The organism is Bordetella sp. N (assembly GCF_001433395.1).
Taxonomy (GTDB): domain Bacteria; phylum Pseudomonadota; class Gammaproteobacteria; order Burkholderiales; family Burkholderiaceae_B; genus Bordetella_C.
This window is the reverse complement of sequence record NZ_CP013111.1, coordinates 5,221,151-5,245,172: the sequence shown is the minus strand read 5'-3', so window position 1 is coordinate 5,245,172 and position 24,022 is coordinate 5,221,151. Positions and strand designations below refer to the sequence as shown.

Sequence of the window (24,022 nt, the reverse complement as noted above, 5' to 3'; positions counted from 1 at the left end):
ATTTTTGTGTCTTCTTCTCAGTCGCACATCCAGGTCAGGAGTCAGCCATGGCAAAAGGCAAGTTTGAACGTACCAAGCCGCACGTGAACGTGGGCACGATCGGTCACGTTGACCACGGCAAGACCACGCTGACGGCAGCGATCACCACCGTTCTGTCGAAGAAGTTCGGCGGCGAAGCCAAGGCGTACGACCAGATCGACGCGGCGCCCGAAGAGAAGGCACGTGGTATCACGATCAACACCGCTCACGTCGAGTACGAAACGGAAGCGCGTCACTATGCGCACGTTGACTGCCCGGGCCACGCTGACTATGTGAAGAACATGATCACGGGCGCGGCGCAGATGGACGGCGCGATCCTGGTGGTGTCGGCCGCTGACGGCCCGATGCCGCAAACGCGTGAACACATCCTGCTGAGCCGCCAGGTTGGCGTGCCGTACATCATCGTCTTCCTGAACAAGGCCGACATGGTGGACGACGCTGAACTGCTCGAGCTGGTGGAGATGGAAGTTCGCGAACTGCTCAGCAAGTACGACTTCCCCGGCGACGACACCCCGATCGTGACGGGTTCGGCCAAGCTGGCGCTGGAAGGCGACAAGGGTCCCCTGGGCGAAGAAGCCATCGGCAAGCTGGCTGACGCGCTGGACACGTACATCCCGACGCCCGAGCGCGCCGTGGACGGCACGTTCCTGATGCCCGTGGAAGACGTGTTCTCGATCTCGGGTCGCGGCACCGTGGTGACCGGCCGTATCGAACGCGGCATCGTGAAGGTCGGCGAAGAAATCGAAATCGTCGGCATCAAGCCCACGGTCAAGACGACCTGCACCGGCGTGGAAATGTTCCGCAAGCTGCTGGACCAAGGTCAGGCTGGCGACAACGTCGGCATCCTGCTGCGCGGCACCAAGCGTGAAGACGTCGAGCGCGGCCAAGTGCTGGCCAAGCCCGCATCGATCAACCCGCACACGGACTTCACGTCCGAGGTGTACATCCTGTCCAAGGAAGAAGGCGGCCGCCACACCCCGTTCTTCAACGGCTATCGTCCCCAGTTCTACTTCCGCACGACGGACGTGACGGGCACGATCGAACTGCCGGCCGACAAGGAAATGGTTCTGCCGGGCGACAACGTGTCGATGACCGTTCGCCTGCTGGCTCCGATCGCCATGGAAGAAGGTCTGCGTTTCGCCATCCGTGAAGGCGGTCGCACCGTTGGCGCCGGCGTCGTGGCCAAGATCCTGAAGTAATCAAAAAAGCGACAGAAGCGGAGGGGGCAAATGCCCCCTTTGCTTTTTTCTGCAAAATTCCCTTTACATGGGAATTTGAAAAGTAGTATCATGGATGGTTCCGCAAGGTTCCATCCTTCATTTTTGAAGGCCGGGTCTACAGATCGGGTAACCATCCGTCTGAAGACACGATTGGAAGCTGCGCGGGCACAGTGGAAACAGCCCAGCTGTAGGGGTATAGCTCAATTGGCAGAGCGTCGGTCTCCAAAACCGAAGGTTGTAGGTTCGATTCCTACTGCCCCTGCCACCACAGCACTAATGGCTTCCGCCGTCCCGCCTTCGTCCCCGTGGACCTACGGAAAATATTGCAGGTCCCGCGTTTACGGCGGACTTGTCTAGCAAAAATGTCCAATACCAGCGTAGAAACTGTAACTAGTACCGTCGACCGCCTCAAGCTGGCCTTGGCTGTGCTCGTCATCATTGCTGGAATCGTCGGTTTTTCAGTGCTCAGCGAGCAGCCCATGGCAGCTCGTATTGGCGTGTTCGTCGGTGGCCTGGTTATTGCTGCCCTCATCGCCTGGTTCAGCGAACCGGGACGCCGCACGTTGAGCTTCGCCAGCGAATCCTATAACGAAGTAAAGCGGGTGTCCTGGCCCACGCGCAAGGAAACGACGCAGATGACGGGTATCGTCTTCGCGTTCGTGGCCGCCATGGGCATTTTCATGTGGGTGCTCGACAAGGGCATCGAATGGATAATTTACGGCCTGTTGCTGGGCTGGAAATAAGGGACGGCAAATGAGCAAGCGTTGGTATGTCGTCCATGTCTATTCCGGCATGGAAAAGAGCGTCCAGAAGGCGCTGATTGAACGCATCGACCGCGCGTCGCTGCAAACTTCCTTCGGCCGCATCCTGGTGCCGTCCGAAGAAGTGGTCGAAGTGCGCGGCGGACAAAAGTCCATCTCCGAACGGCGGATCTTTCCTGGCTATGTGCTGGTTGAAATGGATCTGACGGACGAGACCTGGCATTTGGTGAAGAACACCAACCGCGTCACCGGCTTCCTGGGTGGCTCGGGTAACCGTCCGTCGCCGATTTCCGAAAAGGAAGTCGAAAAAATCCTCTCCCAGATGGAAGAGGGTGTGGAAAAACCGCGTCCCAAGATCCTCTTCGAAGTGGGTGAAATGGTGCGCGTCAAGGAAGGTCCGTTTGCTGACTTCAACGGCAACGTCGAAGAAGTCAACTACGAGAAGAGCAAGGTCCGTGTGTCCGTCACCATTTTTGGTCGCGCCACGCCCGTCGAACTGGATTTCAGTCAAGTCGAAAAGACTTGATTTTTCAACCCCGGGGAGCCTTCCGCTAACGCGGTCAAGGCGTTTGAACCCGCAAGGAGCTAAGCATGGCGAAGAAAATCGTCGGCTTTATCAAGCTGCAAGTGCCGGCTGGTAAGGCTAACCCCTCCCCCCCGATCGGTCCGGCGCTGGGTCAGCGCGGTCTGAACATCATGGAATTCTGCAAGGCGTTCAACGCCAAGACGCAGGGCATGGAGCCCGGTCTGCCGATTCCGGTGGTGATCACCGCTTTCGCTGACAAGAGCTTCACCTTCGTGATGAAGACGCCGCCCGCGACCATTCTGATCAAGAAGGCCGCCGGCATCCAGAAGGGTTCGCCCAAGCCCCATACCGACAAGGTTGGCAAGCTGACGCGCGCTCAAGCCGAAGAAATCGCCAAGACCAAGGAACCGGATCTGACCGCCGGCGACCTGGACGCGGCCGTTCGCACCATCGCGGGCAGCGCTCGCAGCATGGGCATCACCGTGGAGGGCATCTGATCATGGCAAAACTCTCGAAGCGCGCCACTGCTCTGCGTGAAAAAATCGACCGTACCAAGCTGTACCCGGTTGCCGACGCCCTGTCGCTGATCAAGGAAACCGCCACCGCCAAGTTCGATGAATCCATCGACGTGGCCGTGCAGCTGGGTATCGATCCCAAGAAGTCGGACCAACTGGTCCGTGGCTCCGTGGTGCTGCCGGCTGGTACCGGCAAGTCCGTGCGCGTCGCCGTTTTCGCCCAAGGCGAAAAGGCTGAAGCCGCCAAGGCCGCCGGCGCCGACATCGTCGGTCTGGAAGACCTGGCTGACCAGATCAAAGCTGGTCAAATGGACTTCGACGTTGTCATCGCCTCGCCCGACACGATGCGTGTCGTCGGCGCCCTGGGTCAAATCCTGGGCCCGCGTGGCCTGATGCCGAACCCCAAGGTCGGCACCGTGACCCCCGACGTCGCCACCGCCGTGAAGAACGCCAAGGCTGGTCAGGTGCAGTACCGCACCGACAAGGCCGGCATCATTCACGCCACGATCGGCCGCGCCTCCTTCGGCGTGGAACAGCTGCAATCGAACCTGGCCGCTCTGGTCGACGCCCTGCAAAAGGCGCGTCCGGCTGCTGCCAAGGGCATTTATCTGCGCAAGCTGGCTGTGTCGTCCACGATGGGCGGCGGCGCTCGCGTCGAAATCGCCTCGCTCGCCGCGCCCGCTGCCTAAGCAGGGCCGGTAAGCAAACAGAACTTTGGGCTGCGTTCGGTCAACCGACCGGACGTTGCTGTCAAAGACCGCTGGAGCGGATGTCGGAAAGCAACATCTTCCGGTATCTGCTTAATCCCGAAGCCCGTCTGGTTCGGATCCAGCGTAGACGGCGTCCCATGGAAGAATTCTTGTAAGAAGAACTCGACCAGGTCGCCGCATTCGGTTGACGCCTAGGGATCACCCCCGAAGCGTCTTTTGATGGAGTGTTCAAACCGTGAGTCTCAATCGCCAAGAGAAAGCAGTGGTGATCGAGGAAGTCTCGGCGCAAGTCGCCAAGGCTCAATCGATTGTCATCGCCGAGTACCGTGGTCTGGACGTCGGCTCTGTCACCGTACTGCGCAAGACTGCGCGTGAATCGGGCGTGTACCTGCGTGTTCTCAAGAACTCGCTGGCTCGTCGCGCTGTTGCTGGCACGGCTTTCGAGCCGTTGGCCGAGCAACTTTCCGGTCCGCTGATCTATGGTATCAGCGCTGATCCGGTCGCGCCGGCCAAGGTCCTCGCAACTTTCGCCAAAACCAACGACAAGCTGGTCATCAAGGGCGGCTCCCTGCCGGGCAGCCTCTTGACCCAAGCCGGTGTGCAGGCTCTTGCCTCGCTGCCGTCCCGCGAAGAGTTGTTGGCAAAGCTGCTGGGCACCATGCAAGCCCCGATCGCGCAATTCGCACGTACGCTCAACGAAGTTCCCACCAAGTTCGCCCGCGGCCTCGCTGCTGTGCGCGACCAAAAGGAAAAGGCCGCGGCTTAATCGCCCCTGCCCTGGACTTCGCTGTACGACTGAGCGACAACCAAACCCTGGCATTACCAAAATCTGGAGTTCTTAAAAATGGCCCTTAACAAAGCTGAAATCCTTGACGCCATCGCTGGCCTGACCGTTCTCGAACTGTCGGAACTGATCAAGGATCTGGAAGAGAAGTTTGGCGTGTCGGCTGCTGCCGCCGCTGTTGCTGTTGCTGCGCCCGCCGCTGGTGGCGCCGCTGCTGCCGCTGAAGAGCAAACCGAGTTCACCGTCGTCCTGCTGGAAGCCGGTGCCAACAAGGTTAGCGTCATCAAGGCCGTTCGCGAACTGACCGGTCTCGGTCTGAAGGAAGCGAAGGATCTGGTTGACGGCGCTCCGAAGCCCGTCAAGGAAGCCGTTGCCAAGGCTGACGCCGAAGCCGCGAAGAAGAAGCTGGAAGAAGCCGGCGCCAAGGTCGAAGTCAAGTAAGACCTGCGTTGACTTGCCCGGGGACAGTGCAGTTTGCCGTCCCCGGGCTTTTGCGTTTCCAGGAAACCCCTTTGTCCGCAGGCTCAGAAGGGTTTTCTGGAGTCGTATATCAGTAGTATCACCCCGGGCCGTGGTTTTCGGCCCATGCAACCTCGAGTCGGAGTGCTCATGCCTTACTCGTACACCGAAAAAAAGCGCATCCGCAAAAGCTTCGCCAAGCGTGAAGACGTCCAGAACGTACCTTTCCTGCTTGCAACGCAGCTGCAATCCTACCTAACTTTTCTGCAGGCGGAAACCGCCCCGTCGCAGCGTGCCAACGATGGTCTACAGGCGGCATTCTCGTCGATATTCCCCATCGTTAGCCATAACGGAATGGCGCGCCTCGAGTTCGTCAGCTACGTGCTGGGCGAGCCGGTGTTCGATGTCAAGGAATGTCAACAACGTGGCCTGACCTACGCTTCGCCGCTGCGCGCCAAAGTGCGCCTGGTGCTGCTCGACCGCGAAGTCAGCAAGCCCACCGTGAAGGAAGTGAAGGAACAGGAAGTCTACATGGGCGAAATCCCGCTCATGACCGGCACCGGATCCTTCGTCATCAACGGCACCGAGCGCGTCATCGTGTCGCAGCTGCACCGTTCGCCTGGCGTGTTCTTCGAACACGACCGCGGCAAAACGCACAGCTCCGGCAAGCTGCTGTTCTCGGCTCGCGTGATTCCCTATCGCGGCTCGTGGCTGGACTTCGAATTCGACGCCAAGGACGTTCTGTTCTTCCGTGTCGACCGTCGTCGCAAGATGCCCGTCAGCATCCTGGCGAAAGCCATCGGCATGACGCCGGAATCCATCCTGGCCCACTTCTTCGACTTCGATAATTTCGAGTTGAAGAGCGAAGGCGGCATGATGGAATTCGTGCCCGAGCGCTGGAAGGGCGAAATGGCCCGTTTCGACATCTCCGACCGCAGCGGCAAGGTCATCGTCGAAAAAGACAAGCGTATCAACGCCAAGCACCTGCGCGATCTGGCCAACGCCAGCATCCAGCGTATCTCCGTGCCCGAAGAGTTCCTGTACGGCCGCGTGCTGGCCAAGAACATCGTCGACGCCGACACCGGCGAAGTCGTCGCGCGCGCCAACGATGAAATCACGGAAAGCGTGCTCAGCGCCCTGCGCGCCGCCAACGTGCTGGACTTCCAGACGCTGTACACCAACGACCTGGATCGCGGCCCCTACATCTCGCAAACCCTGCGCACCGACGAAACCGCCGACCAGATGGCCGCGCGCGTGGCGATCTACCGCATGATGCGTCCTGGCGAGCCGCCCACCGAGGAAGCCGTCGAAGCGCTGTTCCAACGTCTGTTCTACAGCGAAGAAACGTACGACCTGTCGCGCGTTGGCCGTATGAAGGTCAACAGCCGCCTGGGTCGCGGTGAAGACATCACCGGCCCCATGACCCTGACCAACGAGGACATCCTCGAAACGATCAAGGTCCTGGTCGAGCTGCGTAACGGCCGTGGCCAGATCGACGATATCGATCACTTGGGCAACCGTCGTGTGCGTTGTGTCGGCGAACTGGCGGAAAACCAGTTCCGTGCCGGTCTCGTGCGTGTCGAGCGCGCCGTCAAGGAACGTCTGGGCCAGGCCGAGACGGAAAACCTGATGCCGCACGATCTGATCAACTCCAAGCCGATCTCGGCAGCCATCAAGGAGTTCTTCGGTTCGAGCCAGCTGTCCCAGTTCATGGACCAGACCAACCCGCTGTCGGAAATCACCCACAAGCGCCGTGTCTCGGCTCTTGGCCCGGGCGGTCTGACGCGTGAACGCGCCGGCTTCGAAGTACGTGACGTGCATCCCACTCACTACGGCCGCGTGTGCCCGATCGAAACGCCGGAAGGTCCGAACATCGGTCTGATCAACTCGATGGCGCTGTATGCGCGTCTGAACGAATACGGCTTCCTCGAAACGCCGTATCGCAAGATCATCGACGGCAGCGTCAGCGACCAGATCGACTACCTGTCGGCCATCGAAGAAAGCCACTACGTGATCGCCCAGGCTAACGCCGCGCTCGACGCCGATCGTCGCTTCATCGACGACCTGGTGGCTTGCCGCGAAGCCGGCGAAACCATGTTGACCTCGCCGAACAACGTGCACTACATGGACGTGGCGCCGTCGCAGATCGTTTCGGTCGCGGCTTCGCTGATTCCGTTCCTGGAGCACGATGACGCGAACCGGGCACTGATGGGCGCCAACATGCAGCGCCAGGCCGTGCCTTGCCTGCGTCCGGAAAAGCCCGTGGTCGGCACCGGTATCGAACGCACTGTCGCGGTCGACTCCGGCACCACCGTGCAGGCGCTGCGTGGCGGCGTGGTTGATCACGTCGACGCCGAACGCGTCGTGATTCGCGTCAACGACGAAGAAAACGTCGCCGGCGAAGTCGGCGTGGACATCTACAACCTCATCAAGTACACCCGTTCCAACCAGAACACCAACATCAACCAGCGTCCCATCGTCGCCCGCGGCGACAAGGTCGCCAAGGGTGACGTGCTGGCCGACGGCGCATCGACGGACCTGGGCGAACTCGCCCTGGGCCAGAACATGCTGATCGCGTTCATGCCCTGGAACGGCTACAACTTCGAAGACTCGATCCTGATCTCCGAAAAGGTCGTGGCCGACGATCGCTACACCTCGATCCACATCGAGGAACTGACCGTCGTCGCCCGCGATACGAAGCTCGGACCGGAAGAAATCACGCGCGACATCAGCAACCTGGCCGAAACCCAGTTGAATCGCCTGGATGAATCCGGCATCACGTACATCGGCGCCGAAGTCAATGCCGACGACGTGCTGGTCGGCAAGGTGACGCCGAAGGGCGAAACCCAGCTGACCCCGGAAGAAAAGCTGCTGCGCGCCATCTTCGGTGAGAAGGCGTCGGACGTTAAGGACACCTCGCTGCGCGTGCCCTCGGGCATGACCGGCACGGTGATCGACGTCCAGGTCTTCACGCGTGAAGGCATCGTGCGCGACAAGCGCGCCCAGTCCATCATCGACGATGAACTGCGCCGCTATCGCCAAGACCTGAACGACCAGCTGCGCATCGTCGAAAACGACCAATTCGATCGTCTCGAAAAGATGCTGGTGAACAAGTCCGTCAACGGCGGCCCGCGCAAGCTGGCCAAGGGCGCGACCATCACCAAGCCTTACCTGGCTGACCTGGATCGCTGGCAGTGGTTCGACATTCGTCTGGCTGACGAACAGCACGCCGTCGTGCTGGAGCAGGCCAAGGAATCGCTCGAACAGAAGCGCCATCAGTTCGACCTGGCGTTCGAAGAAAAGCGCAAGAAGCTGACGCAAGGCGACGAGCTGCCCCCGGGCGTGCTCAAGATGATCAAGGTCTACCTGGCCGTCAAGCGTCGCCTGCAGCCTGGCGACAAGATGGCCGGCCGTCACGGCAACAAGGGTGTGGTCTCGCGTATCACCCCGGTGGAAGACATGCCGCACATGGCCGACGGTACCCCCGCCGACATCGTGCTGAACCCGCTGGGCGTGCCCTCGCGGATGAACGTCGGCCAGGTGCTGGAAGTGCACTTGGGCTGGGCCGCGAAGGGTGTGGGCCAGCGCATCGGCGATCTGCTGCGTGACGAGCGCACGGCGCAAGCCAAGTCGCTGCGTACGTATCTGGACAAGGTCTACAACACGACCGGCTCCAGCGCGCGCATCGACGAGCTGACCGATGACGAAGTCGTCGAAATGGCCAACAACCTGAAGAATGGTGTTCCCTTCGCCACGCCCGTGTTCGACGGCGCGACCGAAGAAGAAATCACCAAGATGCTGGAACTGGCCTATCCGGACGACGTCGCCAAGCGCATGGCGCTCACCGACTCGCGTACGCAGGCATGGCTGTTCGACGGCCGTACCGGCGAGAAATTCGAGCGTCCGGTCACCGTCGGCTTCATGCACTATCTGAAGCTGCACCACTTGGTGGACGACAAGATGCACGCCCGTTCGACCGGTCCGTACTCGCTCGTTACCCAGCAACCGCTGGGTGGTAAGGCGCAGTTCGGTGGCCAGCGTTTCGGGGAAATGGAAGTGTGGGCACTCGAAGCCTACGGCGCTTCCTACACCCTGCAGGAAATGCTCACGGTCAAGTCGGACGACATTACCGGTCGTACGAAGGTTTACGAGAACATCGTCAAGGGCGACCACGTCATCGACGCCGGTATGCCGGAATCGTTCAACGTGCTGGTTAAGGAAATCCGCTCGTTGGCCCTGGACATGGATTTGGAGCGTAACTAATGAAAGCGCTACTCGACCTATTCAAGCAAGTCTCGCAAGACGAGCAGTTCGATGCCATCAAGATCGGCATCGCCTCGCCCGAGAAAATCCGCTCGTGGTCCTACGGCGAAGTCCGTAAGCCCGAAACCATCAACTACCGCACGTTCAAGCCTGAGCGTGACGGTCTGTTCTGCTCGAAGATCTTCGGTCCCATCAAGGACTACGAGTGCTTGTGCGGCAAGTACAAGCGCCTGAAGCATCGTGGCGTGATCTGCGAAAAGTGCGGCGTGGAAGTCACCGTCGCCAAGGTTCGCCGTGAACGCATGGGTCATATCGAGCTGGCCAGCCCCGTCGCGCACATCTGGTTCCTGAAGAGCCTGCCGTCGCGTCTGGGCATGGTGCTCGACATGACCCTGCGCGATATCGAACGCGTGCTGTACTTCGAAGCCTGGTGCGTGATCGAACCTGGCATGACGCCGCTCAAGCGCGGTCAGATCATGTCGGACGACGATTTCCTGGCCAAGACCGAGGAATACGGCGACGACTTCCGTGCCCTGATGGGTGCCGAAGCCGTGCGTGAACTGCTGCGCACCATCGACATCGACCGCGAAGTGGAAACGCTGCGCGGCGAACTGAAGGCCACCAGCTCGGAAGCCAAGATCAAGAAGATCTCCAAGCGCCTGAAGGTGCTGGAAGGCTTCCAGAAGTCCGGCATCAAGGCCGAGTGGATGGTCATGGAAGTGCTGCCCGTGTTGCCGCCGGATCTGCGTCCGCTGGTGCCGCTGGACGGCGGCCGCTTCGCGACCTCCGACCTGAACGACCTGTACCGCCGCGTCATCAACCGCAACAACCGTCTAAAGCGCCTGCTTGAACTGAAGGCGCCGGAAATCATCCTGCGCAACGAAAAGCGCATGCTGCAGGAAGCGGTCGACTCGCTGTTGGACAACGGTCGTCGCGGCAAGGCCATGACCGGCGCCAACAAGCGCCAGCTCAAGTCCCTGGCCGACATGATCAAGGGCAAGAGCGGTCGTTTCCGTCAGAACCTGCTGGGCAAGCGCGTCGACTACTCGGGCCGTTCGGTCATCGTGGTGGGTCCGCAGCTGAAGTTGCACCAGTGCGGTCTGCCCAAGCTGATGGCGCTGGAACTGTTCAAGCCCTTCATTTTCAATCGTCTGGAAATGATGGGTCTGGCCACGACCATCAAGGCCGCGAAGAAGCTGGTTGAGAGCCAGGAACCGGTGGTGTGGGACATCCTCGAAGAGGTGATCCGCGAACACCCGGTCATGCTGAACCGCGCGCCGACGCTTCACCGTCTGGGCATCCAGGCGTTCGAGCCCGTGCTGATCGAAGGCAAGGCCATCCAGCTGCATCCGCTCGTTTGCGCGGCGTTCAACGCCGACTTCGACGGTGACCAGATGGCCGTCCACGTGCCCCTGTCGCTGGAAGCGCAGCTGGAAGCCCGCACCCTGATGCTGGCCTCCAACAACGTGCTGTTCCCCGCCAGCGGTGAACCGTCGATCGTGCCGTCGCAGGATATCGTGCTGGGTCTGTACTACACGACCCGCGAGCGCATCAACGGCAAGGGCGAAGGCATTTTCTTCACCGACGTCGCTGAAGTGCAGCGCGCCTACGACAACGCCGAAGTCGAACTGCAGACGCGCATCACCGTGCGCCTGAAGGAATTCGAACGCGACGAACAGAATGAATGGCAGCCGGTGCTGCGCCGCCACGAAACCACGGTTGGCCGCGCGCTGCTGTCCGAAATCCTGCCGAAGGGCCTGCCCTTCACGGTGCTGAACAAGGCACTGAAGAAGAAGGAAATCTCGCGCCTGATCAACCAGTCGTTCCGCCGTTGCGGCCTGCGCGACACGGTGATCTTTGCCGACAAGCTGATGCAGTCGGGCTTCCGCCTGGCCACGCGTGGCGGCATCTCGATCGCCATGGGCGACATGGTCATCCCCACGGCCAAGGAAACCATCCTTGCCGAGGCCAGCAAGGAAGTGAAAGAGATCGACAAGCAGTACTCGTCGGGTCTGGTCACGTCCCAAGAGCGCTACAACAACGTTGTGGACATCTGGGGCAAGGCTGGCGACAAGGTCGGTCGCGCGATGATGGAACAGCTGGCTACCGAGCCCGTGGTCAATCGCCACGGCGAGGAAGTGCGCCAGGAATCGTTCAACTCGATCTACATGATGGCCGACTCCGGCGCCCGCGGTTCCGCGGCCCAGATTCGCCAGCTGGCTGGTATGCGTGGCCTGATGGCCAAGCCTGACGGCTCGATCATTGAAACGCCGATCACCGCGAACTTCCGTGAAGGCCTGAACGTGCTTCAGTACTTCATCTCCACTCACGGAGCGCGTAAGGGTCTGGCCGACACGGCACTGAAGACGGCGAACTCGGGTTACCTGACCCGCCGTCTGGTCGACGTGACGCAGGATCTGGTCATCATCGAAAGCGATTGCGGCACCTCGCAAGGCTATGTGCTGAAGGCGCTGGTCGAAGGCGGTGAAGTCATCGAACCGTTGCGCGACCGTATCCTCGGCCGCGTGGCCGCGATCGACATCGTCAATCCGGACACGCAGGAAACGGCGATCGTTGCCGGCACCCTGCTGGACGAAGATCTGGTCGATACCATCGACCGCATCGGCGTCGACGAAGTCAAGGTGCGTACGCCGCTGACCTGCGAAACGCGTCATGGTCTCTGCGCGCACTGCTATGGCCGCGACCTGGGCCGTGGCTACATCGTGAACGTCGGCGAAGCTGTCGGCGTGATCGCGGCGCAGTCCATCGGTGAACCGGGCACGCAGCTGACGATGCGGACGTTCCACATCGGTGGCGCGGCTTCGCGTTCGGCGCTGGCCAGCGCGGTGGAAACGAAGTCGACCGGTAAGGTCGGTTTCGCCAGCACCATGCGTTATGTGACCAACGCCAAGGGCGAGCGCATCGCGATTTCCCGCTCGGGCGAAATCGTCATTCATGACGATAACGGCCGTGAACGTGAACGCCACAAGATTCCGTACGGCGCGACCGTGCTGGTCGGCGACGGCGAAGGCGTCAAGGCCGGTGCCCGTCTGGCCACGTGGGATCCGCTGACCCGTCCGATCGTGTCGGAGTACGCCGGCCAGGTGCGCTTCGAGAACATCGAGGAAGGCGTTACGGTTGCCAAGCAGGTGGACGAAGTTACCGGTCTGTCGACCCTGGTGGTTATCACGCCGAAGACCCGTGGCAGCAAGATCGTCATGCGTCCGCAGATCAAGCTGGTGAACGAGGCAGGCGACGAAGTCAAGATCGCCGGCACCGATCACTCGGTGAACATCTCGTTCCCGGTGGGCGCGCTGATTACCGTGCGCGACTCGCAGCAAGTGTCGGTGGGTGAAGTGCTGGCGCGTATTCCGCAGGAATCGCAAAAGACGCGCGACATTACCGGCGGTCTGCCGCGTGTGGCCGAACTGTTCGAAGCTCGTTCGCCCAAGGATGCCGGCATGCTCGCCGACGTCACGGGTACGGTCTCGTTCGGTAAGGACACCAAGGGCAAGCAGCGTCTGGTCATCACCGACCTGGAAGGCATCAGCCACGAGTTCCTGATTCCGAAGGAAAAGCAGGTTCTGGTGCATGACGGCCAGGTGGTGAACAAGGGCGAAATGATCGTTGACGGTCCGGCCGACCCGCACGACATCCTGCGTCTGCAGGGTATCGAGAAGCTGGCGACCTACATCGTCGACGAAGTGCAGGACGTGTACCGTTTGCAAGGCGTGAAGATCAACGACAAGCACATCGAAGTGATTGTTCGTCAGATGCTGCGTCGTGTGAACATCGTCGATGCTGGTGACGCCGAGTTCATCACGGGCGAACAGGTCGAGCGTTCGGAACTGCTCAACGAGAACGATCGTGTGACCGCGGACGGCAAGATCCCCGCGCAATACGACAACGTTCTGCTGGGTATCACGAAGGCCTCGCTGTCCACCGATTCGTTCATCTCCGCCGCTTCCTTCCAGGAAACGACGCGGGTGCTGACCGAAGCGGCCATCATGGGCAAGCGCGACGATCTGCGCGGCTTGAAGGAAAACGTCATCGTGGGTCGTCTGATCCCCGCTGGTACCGGCCTGGCTTATCACCTTGCCCGCAAGGACAAGGAAGCCCTGGAAGCCGCCGAACGCGAAGCCGCTCGTCAGATGGCCAACCCGTTCGAGGATGCCCCGGTCACCGTGGACACCGTCGAGCACGACGTGGACGCGCAACCGGAAGCTCCGGCTACCGGCGGCGACGACAGCGCCATCTAAGCAGCACCTTCGATCGTCACCGCCGCAAGGCGGTGGCATCGGAAATGAAAATCCCCATCCAGGGTTCGCTCTGGCTGGGGATTTTTTTTGCCTGTTTAAAACAGGTGGATTTGTCGTGTCTGCCTATGGCGACTTTGTGCCGACATGAATACATTTCAAGAATAAAACAAAAAACTAAAAACGGAGGGTATGGAAAGACTGTGCAGATTGTGGAAGAATCGCGCTCGGCCATGTGGTCGTATCACGATATAACAAACCATGAAACGTTTTATCAGAGCGAGTTTGGTGTGCTTGATGGGCCTGGTCATCGCCGGTTGCGGCGGGGGCGGAGGCGGGGATGATGACAAGGGTTTTGACCTGACTGCCTCGACTGATGGCAAAGCCGTGGCGGGGTTTGCCGTCTCGGATGGTCAGACCGGTACGTTGAACGTGAATTCCGGCGAGGTGGCGGTGCTGCAATCGTCCGCCGGTGTGACCTGGACCGTGGTGTCGGCGGATCCGGTGGTGTCGTACACGCAGGTTTCGGACCCTACCGATTCGACTCTGCGCTACCAGTTGAGCAGTGCGCAGGGCGGCAACATCGTACTGTCTGTCGCGTCGAAAGAAGATGGCAACCTGAAGGCGACGGTGACCGTGGTGGTGGCCCCGCAGCAATACACCCCGAAGGACGCGGTTCTGGGCGCTCGCAGTACGTATACGGTGGCGGATAACTACGTAAATGGTACGACCAAGCAGTCTTCCTATACGCGTGAGACCACGGTGGTCAATCCGGACGGCAGCTACACGTCCAGTTCCTTCAACTCGGCCAATGTGGTCACCGATACGTATACGGCGAATGCGGAGGGCAACCGTTTGACGCGCACGTACGTCAGCGGCGATCCCGGCAGCAACGGCAATCTTTGCACCTATACGCCCAGCCGTGAATGGCTGAACTTTCCGATCTATGTCGGCAAGACGTGGTCGTCCACATGGCAATACGCTTGCGCGTTCGGATATAAAGAGACCGCGAATTTGAATGCAACGGTCTTGAATGCGGAGTCCGTGACGGTGCCTGCCGGTGTCTTCAACGCCCTGCGTGTGCAGTTCAACACTGCTCTCACCGATTCCAACGATTCCGCGCTGACGAATGGGACTACCGGTACCGCCAAATACAACATCGCCACGATCGCCTGGTACGTTCCCACCTTGGGTCAGTACGTCAAGTTTGAACGCACGTACACGTACACGGGCGCTCAGCCGAGCTTGTACATCAATACTGAAGTTGAACAGCTGCAATCGCAGAGCCAACCTCAGTAAGCCCGGCGTTCCGTCCCAGGCAATATCGGACGGAAGTCGAGCAGCAAGACATCAAGACGGGGTCGCACGAGCGGCCCCGTTTTGCATGGAACGTCAGGACGAAATTTCCACGCCCTGGTCGTTCCAGAATTTCCAGCCCGCGGCTTCCTGGCCATTCTCGTAATTGCCTTCCGCCGCAGGCTTCCCATTCGCATGGAAATCCCGCCACAGGCCATGCTCGACACCGTCGACATAAGTCCCTTCGGATGCCAGCGTCCCGTCCTCATGAAAGGCCCGGAACAGCCCGTGGCGTATCCACTTCTTGCCGTCGGCAGATAGATACCGGGAATACCGATAACGCACGATTCCATTCTCGTGCGGGATCTCCGCAATGTTCAGCTCGTTGCTCATTTTTTATTGAAGTAGAGGGGGGGAGGTTCAGATTCGGCAGCATACCGATGAGCTAATCAATATACCGCCGTAGCCATTCCTGGCAAACCGCGACCAGCTTGCGCGGCGGGTACGTGATGCCTTGCCAGACCCTGATCCAGGTCCGTCGAATCCTTGCGCCGAGACTGATCTCCAGCGCGCTCTCGGCGGGATCGCCAAATACCGCCGTCTGCGCGACCCTGCGGTCGAGCGTAGGGGTGTTACTGCCTGGCGACGACGCGGACGAATGGCGGGTAAGGTAAGGGCTGGACGAGTAATAGCCGCTGCTTCTGCTGAACCGTCCCGGACTGCTTCTGCCGGATCCAATGAACCGTTCCGCAACGACAGGGGACATCAGCGTACCCGCCCGCCATACACCGGCACCAGGTAAATAGACGGATGAAACCGTTCTGCCGCCCATGGACTGCGACGGTTCCCCGTTTGCCGGCAACCCTGGTGGCGCCGAGCGCCGACCGTCATCCAACCCAGGCGATTCGGCACGGCCGTTATCGATAGCAGCGCGCGATATGATCCGCTTGGGGTGAGGGGTGGCATAGCCGGGATCCACGATCGTACTCAGTACCTCGTTCCACGGCAGTGGATCATCCAGCCGCATTTCTGATCGGGATCTGCCCAGCGCGGCACGCGCGCGCCCAGGCTCGCTTCCCTCCCGGACCTGCATCTTGATGCCATCCAGCTCAACGCCGGTCGCCGTCCCGCCCTGCTCCGCGGCGGGCACCGGCGGCGGATCCTCGTTGAACGTGTCCGGCGGCAGCAGCTCACGCGAGAAATGGAACTGGCTTGTTTCTATGGGCACGGCGATTCCCCCTTTCGGCCGCGGCCTGGCGCTTATCAGCGCGGCACGCAATGGAAATCGGGTAGGTAAAAATTCCTACAAGAGAGTTCCTTGCCGGGGGGAAGGGAAGTCGAGATCGGGGACGCGAAAAAGGCCTGGCAGGCATGCGCACCGCCAGGCCAGACCAGGCACCCTTAACGCGCCGGCGTCATCGCCATCTTGGCGCTGCGGAACACCGGGCCCCATTGCGGATGGCCCTGCTCATTGGGCGCCAGCTCAAAGGTCGGATCCATCTGCAGAATGCGCAGGAAACCGTCTTCGCACAGCTTGCGGTAATTGCTGACGCAATAGCTGAAGGCTTGCAGCTTTATCGCTTCGACCTGGATGGCCGTGGGGGCTCCAGCCAGATCGGCGGACGTGGCCACGCCGCGGATCACCTCGCCATAATGACCCGCCTGATATTGATCGCGTACGCGCTGCAGCGCGTCCAGCGCGGCCGGCGAGGGCGCCACGCTTTGTTGTTGTGCTGGTGGCACGGCACAAGCCGCGAGGCTCAAGGCCAGGGAAATCGCGCAAACACTACGAATGACACGGGCGGCGGTTCTCATGATGGGTACTGATGGACTCCAAAGGCATAGGGACGAAGCTTCAGGCGCGCGTACTGCGCAGTGGCCCGAGGTGTCGCCGATCATATATGCTTCCGCCCCCTTTCAGCGCGCCGAATAGGCTCATCCTTATGCGCGTTGTCGGCGGCGCGCCACGGTTTGTGTAGATCGTTCTGTTTCGGCCACTCGACTTCCCGTCTAAAGGTCTGGATGAACCACCTCGCAGGCCCTCTGGGCGAGGCAACCGTGGCCGCCTATCCACGCGCGGCATGGCCGCACGCGTAATTTCCGGGCTAGATCCCTGTTCCCGCCCTATATACCGCTTTAATCGCTTTAATATGAGCGACTTAGCTCTGGAGCTCTCTTCCATCATGTCTTCTAGTGCCGCTTTCGCCACGCCGCCTGCGCCGGGTGGGGATAATTTCGGCCTGCGTCCTTTGGACGCGATCGCCGCTACGTCCCAGGGCGGCGTCCCGCAGTCGCGCGTGCACCGCATCCTGACGGATCTGGAGGCACCGTTGGCGGCCCTGCACGAGCACGGATCGATGCACGGGGCCCTGTCGCCGGCGACGATCGGCCTGGACTCGAATGGCAAGGCGCACCTGATGCCCAGGCCAGGGATCGCGACAGACGCTGCGACCCGCGCGGGCGGCGTGGCTGGTTATGGCGCGTCCGGCGCGGCGCCGCTGGAAGCCGACGCGAGTGAAGAATTCGACCTTCCGCAGGCCGGCTATGCCGCCTTCGAGCAATATGCCGACGATGCCCTGTTGCCGCGTGGCCCCTGGACCGACATTTACGGCTTGAGCGCCGTCGCCTGCCAGCTCATCACTGGCGCGCCGCCACCGGATGCCGAGGCGCGCCGCGACCAGGATGACTATGTGCCGCTCGCGCGGCGGATGCCGGAAGGCTATGACGCGGCCTTCCTGTCGGCCATCGATGCCGGCCTGGCCCTGGCCGCCGCGCGCCGGCCCAATTCGATGGCCGCTTATCTGGCTTCGTTCGGCAGCCTGGAACCGGCGCCCGCCATGCCCGCGCTGGCCGAGCCCGAAGTGGTGGTCGTGCAGGACGATTACCGCCCGGAGGAGGCCGATGGGGCCGACAGGGCCAATGGCGCCGGAATGGCCTATGGGGCCGATCGCGGCGACTATGACGACGACGATGACCTCGCGGACGGCGCAGCACGCCGCCGCGTGTCGTTCTGGGGCCTGTTTCTGGTTCTATTGTTAGCGGTGCTGGCGGTGCCGGCGTGGCTCTGGTACCAGAGTGGCAAGGACGCGAACGCCGGCCGCGGGCGCACGCCCACCGGGGCGTCGTTCGTTCCGTTGACGCAACGGGATACGCGGGCTGCTCAGCCGGGCGGCGCGGCTGCCGATGCGGGCAGTGGTGCGCAGCGCGGGACGGTTACCGGGCCCGGCACGAGTACTGGCACTGGTACGGGCACTGGTGCCGGCGTCGGAGGCGATGCTGGCATGCCGTCATCAGGCCCTGGCGCATCAACCGCTACGTCCACAGCGCCGAATGGCTACGCCGCCGGCACCAGCACTGAAACCCGGCCCGCCGGGCCGCAGTCATCCCGCGACCCAGGCGCCGCGTCGGACGCAGGCGCCGCGGGCCCCACGGCTGCCGGCACGGCCCCGCCGGCGGTCGGTCAGACGGGCGCCGATGCCGGCAGCAGCACCGGTAGCAGCGGCCGCGCCGCCACTGCCCCGCAGCCCTATCACTCGACAGTCACCCTGGGTGGCGGGGCTGGCCACGCCGCGACGCCAGCGACGCCGGGCGCGGCGACCGAAGGCCAGTCGGCTGGCGGTTCCACCGCCCCTGTCACGCCGGCCGCCCCCGCCGCCGGCACGGATACGGAGGCCGGGCAGGGCGCCCAGGCCCCCGCCGCGGAAGCCGCCAAGCCGGCCAAGCCACCCGCGGGTCCGCCTGTGCTTGTCCGCATCGACGTCCGCCCGTGGGGTGAAATCGTCGTCGACGGCGTGTCGCGTGGCGTCAGTCCGCCTCTCAAGGAACTGCGGCTGACCCCGGGCAAGCACGCCGTGATCATCAAGAACACCGGCCTGCCCAACTACCGGCTGACCCTGGAGGTCAAAGCGGGTACCCCTGCCGTAATCTCCCATGTGTTCAATTAGCCACGGATTCAAGGTCGAAAGACGCGAATCCGGGCCTGTGCCCCCGGCTCGGCACTCCTGGGGATCATCCAGAAAACGCAGGCTTTGACATAAGCCTCGATCTGGGCTAATCTCACGGGCTCACTGAGTTATATGCGCGCAGTGTTTTTCCTGCGCGCGCAGTTTGTGGGTCAGGATTGCCGCGAGTTTGCAGCAAATACGACGGCGCAAGCCGCCGTTGCCCGACCCAGGCAGCAAGATTCACCAATAGATTCAGCAAGACCCGCTCTTTTACGTATACGCGTCAGGGGCGGTTTTGCGCGAACCGCCTCCCCGACGTCCGGAGATGCCCGTGCATCCCCGAACGGCGGGTCAAGGTTTAAGCAGTACGGTACATCAGTACTCTTACCCCCCGTAGTACGTAAAAGGGATTTCAAAGGTCATGCCTACCATCAGCCAACTCGTGCGCAAGCCGCGCGAAGTCAGCGCCGCCAAGAGCAAGAGCCCCGCGCTCGAAAACTGCCCGCAGCGGCGTGGCGTGTGCACCCGCGTGTACACCACCACCCCCAAGAAGCCTAACTCCGCTCTGCGTAAGGTCGCCAAGGTGCGCCTGACCAACGGTTACGAAGTCATTTCGTACATCGGCGGCGAAGGCCACAACCTGCAAGAACACTCGGTCGTGCTCGTGCGCGGCGGCCGTGTGAAAGACTTGCCGGGTGTGCGTTACCACATCGTCCGTGGCTCGCTCGACTTGCAAGGCGTGAAAGACCGCAAGCAAGCTCGTTCGAAGTACGGCGCGAAGCGCCCCAAGAAGGCCTGATAGCCAGGCCGCAGTCCGCCGCCGACATTCGGCCGCTGGACCGTGCAGCCGCTTGCGTTCCCGAGGAACGGCAACGGCACGTAAGGGGCCATCTACGTTATGGATGGCCATGGCCGCGGAACAACGCGGTTCAACTGAACTGACACATTAAGGAAGCACTATGCCCCGTCGTCGCGAAGTACCTAAGCGCGAGATTCTGCCCGATCCCAAGTTCGGCAGCGTCGAGCTCGCCAAGTTCATGAACGTCGTCATGCTGGACGGCAAGAAGGCCGTCGCCGAGCGCATCGTTTACGGTGCCCTCGAGCAAGTCCAGACCAAGACCGGCAAAGAGCCGATCGAAGTCTTCAGCCTGGCGATCAACAACATCAAGCCGATCGTCGAAGTGAAGAGCCGCCGCGTTGGCGGCGCCAACTACCAAGTGCCGGTTGAAGTGCGCCCTGTGCGCCGCCTGGCCTTGGCTATGCGTTGGTTGCGCGAAGCCGCAAAGAAGCGCGGCGAGAAGTCGATGGATCTGCGTTTGGCTGGCGAGTTGATCGATGCCTCTGAAGGTCGTGGCGCCGCGATGAAGAAGCGCGAAGACACGCACAAGATGGCCGAGGCCAACAAGGCCTTCAGCCATTTCCGCTGGTAATTTAAGGATTAAGCAACCATGGCCCGCAAAACCCCGATCGAGCGCTACCGCAACATTGGCATCTCTGCGCACATCGATGCAGGGAAAACCACCACGACCGAACGCATCCTGTTCTACACGGGCGTCAATCACAAGATTGGCGAAGTGCATGATGGCGCCGCCACCATGGACTGGATGGAACAGGAACAGGAACGTGGCATCACCATTACGTCGGCCGCGACCACGGCGTTCTGGCGTGGCATGGCTGGCAACTATCCTGAGCACCGCATCAACATCATCGACACCCCGGGGCACGTCGACTTCACCATTGAAGTCGAACGCTCCATGCGCGTGCTCGATGGTGCTTGCATGGTCTACTGCGCTGTGGGCGGTGTGCAGCCCCAGTCGGAAACCGTGTGGCGTCAGGCCAACAAGTACGGCGTGCCGCGCCTGGCCTTCGTCAACAAGATGGACCGTACCGGCGCCAACTTCTTCAAGGTCTATGACCAGCTGAAGGGCCGCCTGCGTGCCAACCCCGTGCCCATCGTGATCCCGATCGGCGCCGAAGACACGTTCACCGGCGTTATCGACCTGGTCAAGATGAAGGCAATCTTGTGGGACGAAGCCAGCCAAGGCACCAAGTTCGACTACGTCGACATTCCCGCCGAGCTGCAAGACACGGCTGACGAATGGCGCGAAAAGCTGGTCGAGTCGGCCGCTGAGTCGTCCGAAGAGCTGATGAACAAGTACCTGGAAACGGGTGCTCTGGACGAAGCCGAAATCAACCTCGGCATCCGTACGCGTACCATCGCTGGCGAAATCCAGCCGATGCTGTGCGGCACCGCCTTCAAGAACAAGGGCGTGCAGCGCATGCTGGACGCGGTCATCGACTACCTGCCGTCGCCCATCGACATTCCGCCGGTGGATGGCCAGGACGATGACGGCAACGCCATCACCCGCAAGGCTGAAGACACCGAGAAGTTCTCGGCGCTGGCATTCAAGCTGATGAGCGATCCGTTCGTCGGTCAGCTGACCTTCGTGCGCGTGTATTCCGGCGTGCTGAAGTCGGGCGATACCGTCTACAACCCCATCAAGGGCAAGAAGGAACGTATCGGCCGTCTGCTGCAGATGCACGCCAACAACCGCGAAGAAATCAAGGAAGTGTTGGCAGGCGACATCGCCGCTGTGGTGGGCCTGAAGGATTGCACGACCGGCGAAACGCTGTGCGACGTCGATTCGCCCATCCTGCTGGAACGCATGGAATTCCCCGAGCCCGTGATTTCGCAGGCCGTGGAACCCAAGTCGAAGGCCGACCAGGAAAAGATGGGTCTGGCGCTGGGCCGTCTGGCTCAGGAAGATCCGTCGTTCCGCGTGCGCAGCGACGAAGAATCGGGTCAAACCATCATTTCCGGTATGGGCGAACTGCACTTGGAAATTCTGGTCGACCGCATGAAGCGCGAATTCGGCGTGGAAGCGAACGTCGGCAAGCCCCAAGTGGCTTACCGCGAAACCATCCGCAAGGTTTGCGAAGAAGCCGAAGGCAAATTCGTCAAGCAGTCGGGCGGTCGTGGTCAGTACGGTCACGCTGTGGTGAAGGTCGAGCCGCTGGAGCCGGGTGGTGTGGGCTTCGAGTTCGTCGACGCCATCAAGGGCGGTGTGGTTCCTCGCGAATTCATCCCGGCCGTTGAAAAGGGCGTGCGCGAGACTCTGGGCTCGGGCATCCTGGCGGGCTACCCCATTGTGGACGTCAAGGTGACGCTGTTCTTCGGTTCGTACCACGACGTCGACTCGAACGAAAACGCGTTCAAGATGGCCGGCTCGATGGCATTCAAGGAAGGTCTGCGCAAGGCCAGCCCCGTGCTGCTCGAACCGATGATGGCTGTTGAAGTCGAAACGCCGGAAGACTACGCTGGTACCGTGATGGGCGATCTGTCCTCGCGTCGCGGCATGGTCCAAGGCATGGACGACATCATCGGCGGTGGCAAGATCATCAAGGCCGAAGTTCCCCTGGCTGAGATGTTCGGCTACTCGACCAGCCTGCGTTCGCAAACGCAAGGTCGTGCGACGTACACGATGGAGTTCAAGCAGTACGCTGAAGCTCCGAAGAACGTGGCTGACGAAGTTATCGCTGCTCGTACCAAGTAATTAATTTAAGTCGGCGCCGTTTCCGATCGTCGGAAGCGGCGCTAAGTAAACAGTTTCCTTGTAAGACTAAGGATAGAGATCATGGCAAAAGGCAAGTTTGAACGTACCAAGCCGCACGTGAACGTGGGCACGATCGGTCACGTTGACCACGGCAAGACCACGCTGACGGCAGCGATCACCACCGTTCTGTCGAAGAAGTTCGGCGGCGAAGCCAAGGCGTACGACCAGATCGACGCGGCGCCCGAAGAGAAGGCACGTGGTATCACGATCAACACCGCTCACGTCGAGTACGAAACGGAAGCGCGTCACTATGCGCACGTTGACTGCCCGGGCCACGCTGACTATGTGAAGAACATGATCACGGGCGCGGCGCAGATGGACGGCGCGATCCTGGTGGTGTCGGCCGCTGACGGCCCGATGCCGCAAACGCGTGAACACATCCTGCTGAGCCGCCAGGTTGGCGTGCCGTACATCATCGTCTTCCTGAACAAGGCCGACATGGTGGACGACGCTGAACTGCTCGAGCTGGTGGAGATGGAAGTTCGCGAACTGCTCAGCAAGTACGACTTCCCCGGCGACGACACCCCGATCGTGACGGGTTCGGCCAAGCTGGCGCTGGAAGGCGACAAGGGTCCCCTGGGCGAAGAAGCCATCGGCAAGCTGGCTGACGCGCTGGACACGTACATCCCGACGCCCGAGCGCGCCGTGGACGGCACCGTTCCTGATGCCCGTGGAAGACGTGTTCTCGATCTCGGGTCGCGGCACCGTGGTGACCGGCCGTATCGAACGCGGCATCGTGAAGGTCGGCGAAGAAATCGAAATCGTCGGCATCAAGCCCACGGTCAAGACGACCTGCACCGGCGTGGAAATGTTCCGCAAGCTGCTGGACCAAGGTCAGGCTGGCGACAACGTCGGCATCCTGCTGCGCGGCACCAAGCGTGAAGACGTCGAGCGCGGCCAAGTGCTGGCCAAGCCCGCATCGATCAACCCGCACACGGACTTCACGTCCGAGGTGTACATCCTGTCCAAGGAAGAAGGCGGCCGCCACACCCCGTTCTTCAACGGCTATCGTCCCCAGTTCTACTTCCGCACGACGGACGTGACGGGCACGATCGAACTGCCGGCCGACAAGGAAATGGTTCTGCCGGGCGACAACGTGTCGATGACCGTTCGCCTGCTGGCTCCGATCGCCATGGAAGAAGGTCTGCGTTTCGCCATCCGTGAAGGCGGTCGTACCGTCGGCGCCGGCGTCGTTGCCAAGATCCTGAAGTAATTCCCTGCCGGGTGCGGTGATCCGGCTCCACGGGTCACCGCTTACATCGTTCTTTAGTAGGAAACACCATGAAAAACCAAAAGATCCGCATCCGCTTGAAGGCGTTCGATTACAAGTTGATCGATCAGTCGGCCGCTGAAATCGTCGACACCGCCAAGCGCACCGGTGCGGTCGTCCGTGGTCCGGTTCCGCTGCCCACGCGTATCCGTCGTTACGACGTGCTGCGTTCGCCGCACGTGAACAAGACGTCGCGTGACCAGTTCGAAATCCGTACGCACCAGCGTCTGATGGACATCGTTGATCCCACCGACAAGACCGTGGACGCCCTGATGCGTCTGGATCTGCCGGCCGGTGTCGATGTCGAAATCGCCCTGCAGTAAGAAGTAATGTGACGCGCCCTGCGAAGGAGGGCGCGTTATAGC

At 61.3% G+C, this 24,022-nt stretch carries 18 protein-coding genes, 1 tRNA gene and 1 pseudogene; 17 read left to right on the top strand and 3 right to left on the bottom strand.

The features are described 5' to 3' along the window. The first annotated feature begins 47 nt into the window (after positions 1-47). From tuf (ASB57_RS22680) to ASB57_RS22630, 11 genes are all read left to right on the top strand, one after another. The gene (tuf, locus tag ASB57_RS22680; protein ID WP_057654252.1) at positions 48-1,238 is read left to right on the top strand and encodes an elongation factor Tu; all 1,191 of its coding nucleotides are present in this window, start codon (positions 48-50) and stop codon (positions 1,236-1,238) included. Between the two features lie 210 nt (positions 1,239-1,448). Further along, positions 1,449-1,524: transfer RNA gene (locus ASB57_RS22675), tRNA-Trp, on the top strand. A gap of 97 nt (positions 1,525-1,621) precedes the next feature. After that, positions 1,622-2,002: a preprotein translocase subunit SecE gene (secE, locus tag ASB57_RS22670; RefSeq protein WP_057654251.1), complete on the top strand. Its 381-nt coding sequence runs from the start codon at positions 1,622-1,624 to the stop codon at positions 2,000-2,002. A gap of 10 nt (positions 2,003-2,012) precedes the next feature. Continuing rightward, the gene (gene nusG / locus ASB57_RS22665) at positions 2,013-2,546 is read left to right on the top strand and encodes a transcription termination/antitermination protein NusG (RefSeq protein ID WP_057654250.1); all 534 of its coding nucleotides are present in this window, start codon (positions 2,013-2,015) and stop codon (positions 2,544-2,546) included. Positions 2,547-2,611: 65 nt separating this feature from the next. Continuing rightward, complete coding sequence (gene rplK, locus ASB57_RS22660) at positions 2,612-3,043, top strand: 50S ribosomal protein L11 (protein WP_057654249.1); 432 nt, start codon at positions 2,612-2,614, stop codon at positions 3,041-3,043. 2 nt (positions 3,044-3,045) lie between these two features. Continuing rightward, on the top strand, positions 3,046-3,750 hold the full coding sequence (rplA, locus tag ASB57_RS22655; RefSeq protein ID WP_057654248.1) for a 50S ribosomal protein L1: 705 nt from the start codon (positions 3,046-3,048) through the stop codon (positions 3,748-3,750). Between the two features lie 256 nt (positions 3,751-4,006). Next, on the top strand, positions 4,007-4,537 hold the full coding sequence (gene rplJ / locus ASB57_RS22650) for a 50S ribosomal protein L10 (protein ID WP_057654247.1): 531 nt from the start codon (positions 4,007-4,009) through the stop codon (positions 4,535-4,537). 78 nt (positions 4,538-4,615) lie between these two features. Next, the gene (gene rplL / locus ASB57_RS22645) at positions 4,616-4,996 is read left to right on the top strand and encodes a 50S ribosomal protein L7/L12 (RefSeq protein ID WP_057654246.1); all 381 of its coding nucleotides are present in this window, start codon (positions 4,616-4,618) and stop codon (positions 4,994-4,996) included. A 168-nt stretch (positions 4,997-5,164) separates the two neighbouring features. Next, positions 5,165-9,277 (top strand): DNA-directed RNA polymerase subunit beta, encoded by a 4,113-nt coding sequence (gene rpoB / locus ASB57_RS22640; protein ID WP_057654245.1) that lies wholly within the window; start codon positions 5,165-5,167, stop codon positions 9,275-9,277. Continuing rightward, on the top strand, positions 9,277-13,536 hold the full coding sequence (rpoC, locus tag ASB57_RS22635; RefSeq protein WP_057654244.1) for a DNA-directed RNA polymerase subunit beta': 4,260 nt from the start codon (positions 9,277-9,279) through the stop codon (positions 13,534-13,536). Before rpoB ends, rpoC begins: the two co-directional genes overlap by 1 nt. 258 nt (positions 13,537-13,794) lie before the next feature. Next, complete coding sequence (locus tag ASB57_RS22630) at positions 13,795-14,832, top strand: hypothetical protein (protein WP_156414243.1); 1,038 nt, start codon at positions 13,795-13,797, stop codon at positions 14,830-14,832. Positions 14,833-14,925: 93 nt separating this feature from the next. Here ASB57_RS22630 and ASB57_RS22625 read toward each other — a convergent pair whose 3' ends face one another. The 3 genes from ASB57_RS22625 to ASB57_RS22615 all read right to left on the bottom strand — a co-directional run bounded on the left by ASB57_RS22625 (position 14,926) and on the right by ASB57_RS22615 (position 16,644). Further along, the gene (locus ASB57_RS22625) at positions 14,926-15,222 is read right to left on the bottom strand and encodes a toxin-antitoxin system YwqK family antitoxin (RefSeq protein WP_057654242.1); all 297 of its coding nucleotides are present in this window, start codon (positions 15,220-15,222) and stop codon (positions 14,926-14,928) included. Between the two features lie 52 nt (positions 15,223-15,274). Continuing rightward, positions 15,275-16,057 (bottom strand): hypothetical protein, encoded by a 783-nt coding sequence (locus ASB57_RS22620; protein WP_156414242.1) that lies wholly within the window; start codon positions 16,055-16,057, stop codon positions 15,275-15,277. Between the two features lie 173 nt (positions 16,058-16,230). Further along, positions 16,231-16,644 (bottom strand): TssQ family T6SS-associated lipoprotein, encoded by a 414-nt coding sequence (locus ASB57_RS22615; protein ID WP_057654240.1) that lies wholly within the window; start codon positions 16,642-16,644, stop codon positions 16,231-16,233. A 368-nt stretch (positions 16,645-17,012) separates the two neighbouring features. On the opposite strand from ASB57_RS22615, the gene ASB57_RS22610 reads away from it, so the two are divergent. The 6 genes and pseudogenes from ASB57_RS22610 (at position 17,013) to rpsJ (ending at position 23,980) form a co-directional block, all read left to right on the top strand. Beyond that, positions 17,013-18,773, top strand: coding sequence for a hypothetical protein (locus tag ASB57_RS22610; RefSeq protein ID WP_057654239.1), 1,761 nt, complete (start codon positions 17,013-17,015; stop codon positions 18,771-18,773). Between the two features lie 421 nt (positions 18,774-19,194). Then, a complete protein-coding gene (gene rpsL / locus ASB57_RS22605; RefSeq protein ID WP_057654238.1) occupies positions 19,195-19,572 on the top strand; it encodes a 30S ribosomal protein S12 in 378 nt (125 codons plus the stop codon). A 160-nt stretch (positions 19,573-19,732) separates the two neighbouring features. Then, entirely contained in the window at positions 19,733-20,203 is a 471-nt protein-coding gene (gene rpsG / locus ASB57_RS22600) for a 30S ribosomal protein S7 (protein WP_006216561.1), read from the top strand. Positions 20,204-20,221: 18 nt separating this feature from the next. After that, positions 20,222-22,327, top strand: a complete 2,106-nt coding sequence (fusA, locus tag ASB57_RS22595; protein ID WP_057654237.1) for an elongation factor G — start codon at positions 20,222-20,224, stop codon at positions 22,325-22,327. Between the two features lie 81 nt (positions 22,328-22,408). Further along, positions 22,409-23,600 (top strand): annotated as a pseudogene (gene tuf, locus ASB57_RS22590) (elongation factor Tu). A gap of 68 nt (positions 23,601-23,668) precedes the next feature. After that, positions 23,669-23,980, top strand: a complete 312-nt coding sequence (gene rpsJ, locus ASB57_RS22585) for a 30S ribosomal protein S10 (RefSeq protein WP_003806903.1) — start codon at positions 23,669-23,671, stop codon at positions 23,978-23,980. The last annotated feature ends 42 nt before the right edge of the window (positions 23,981-24,022 follow it).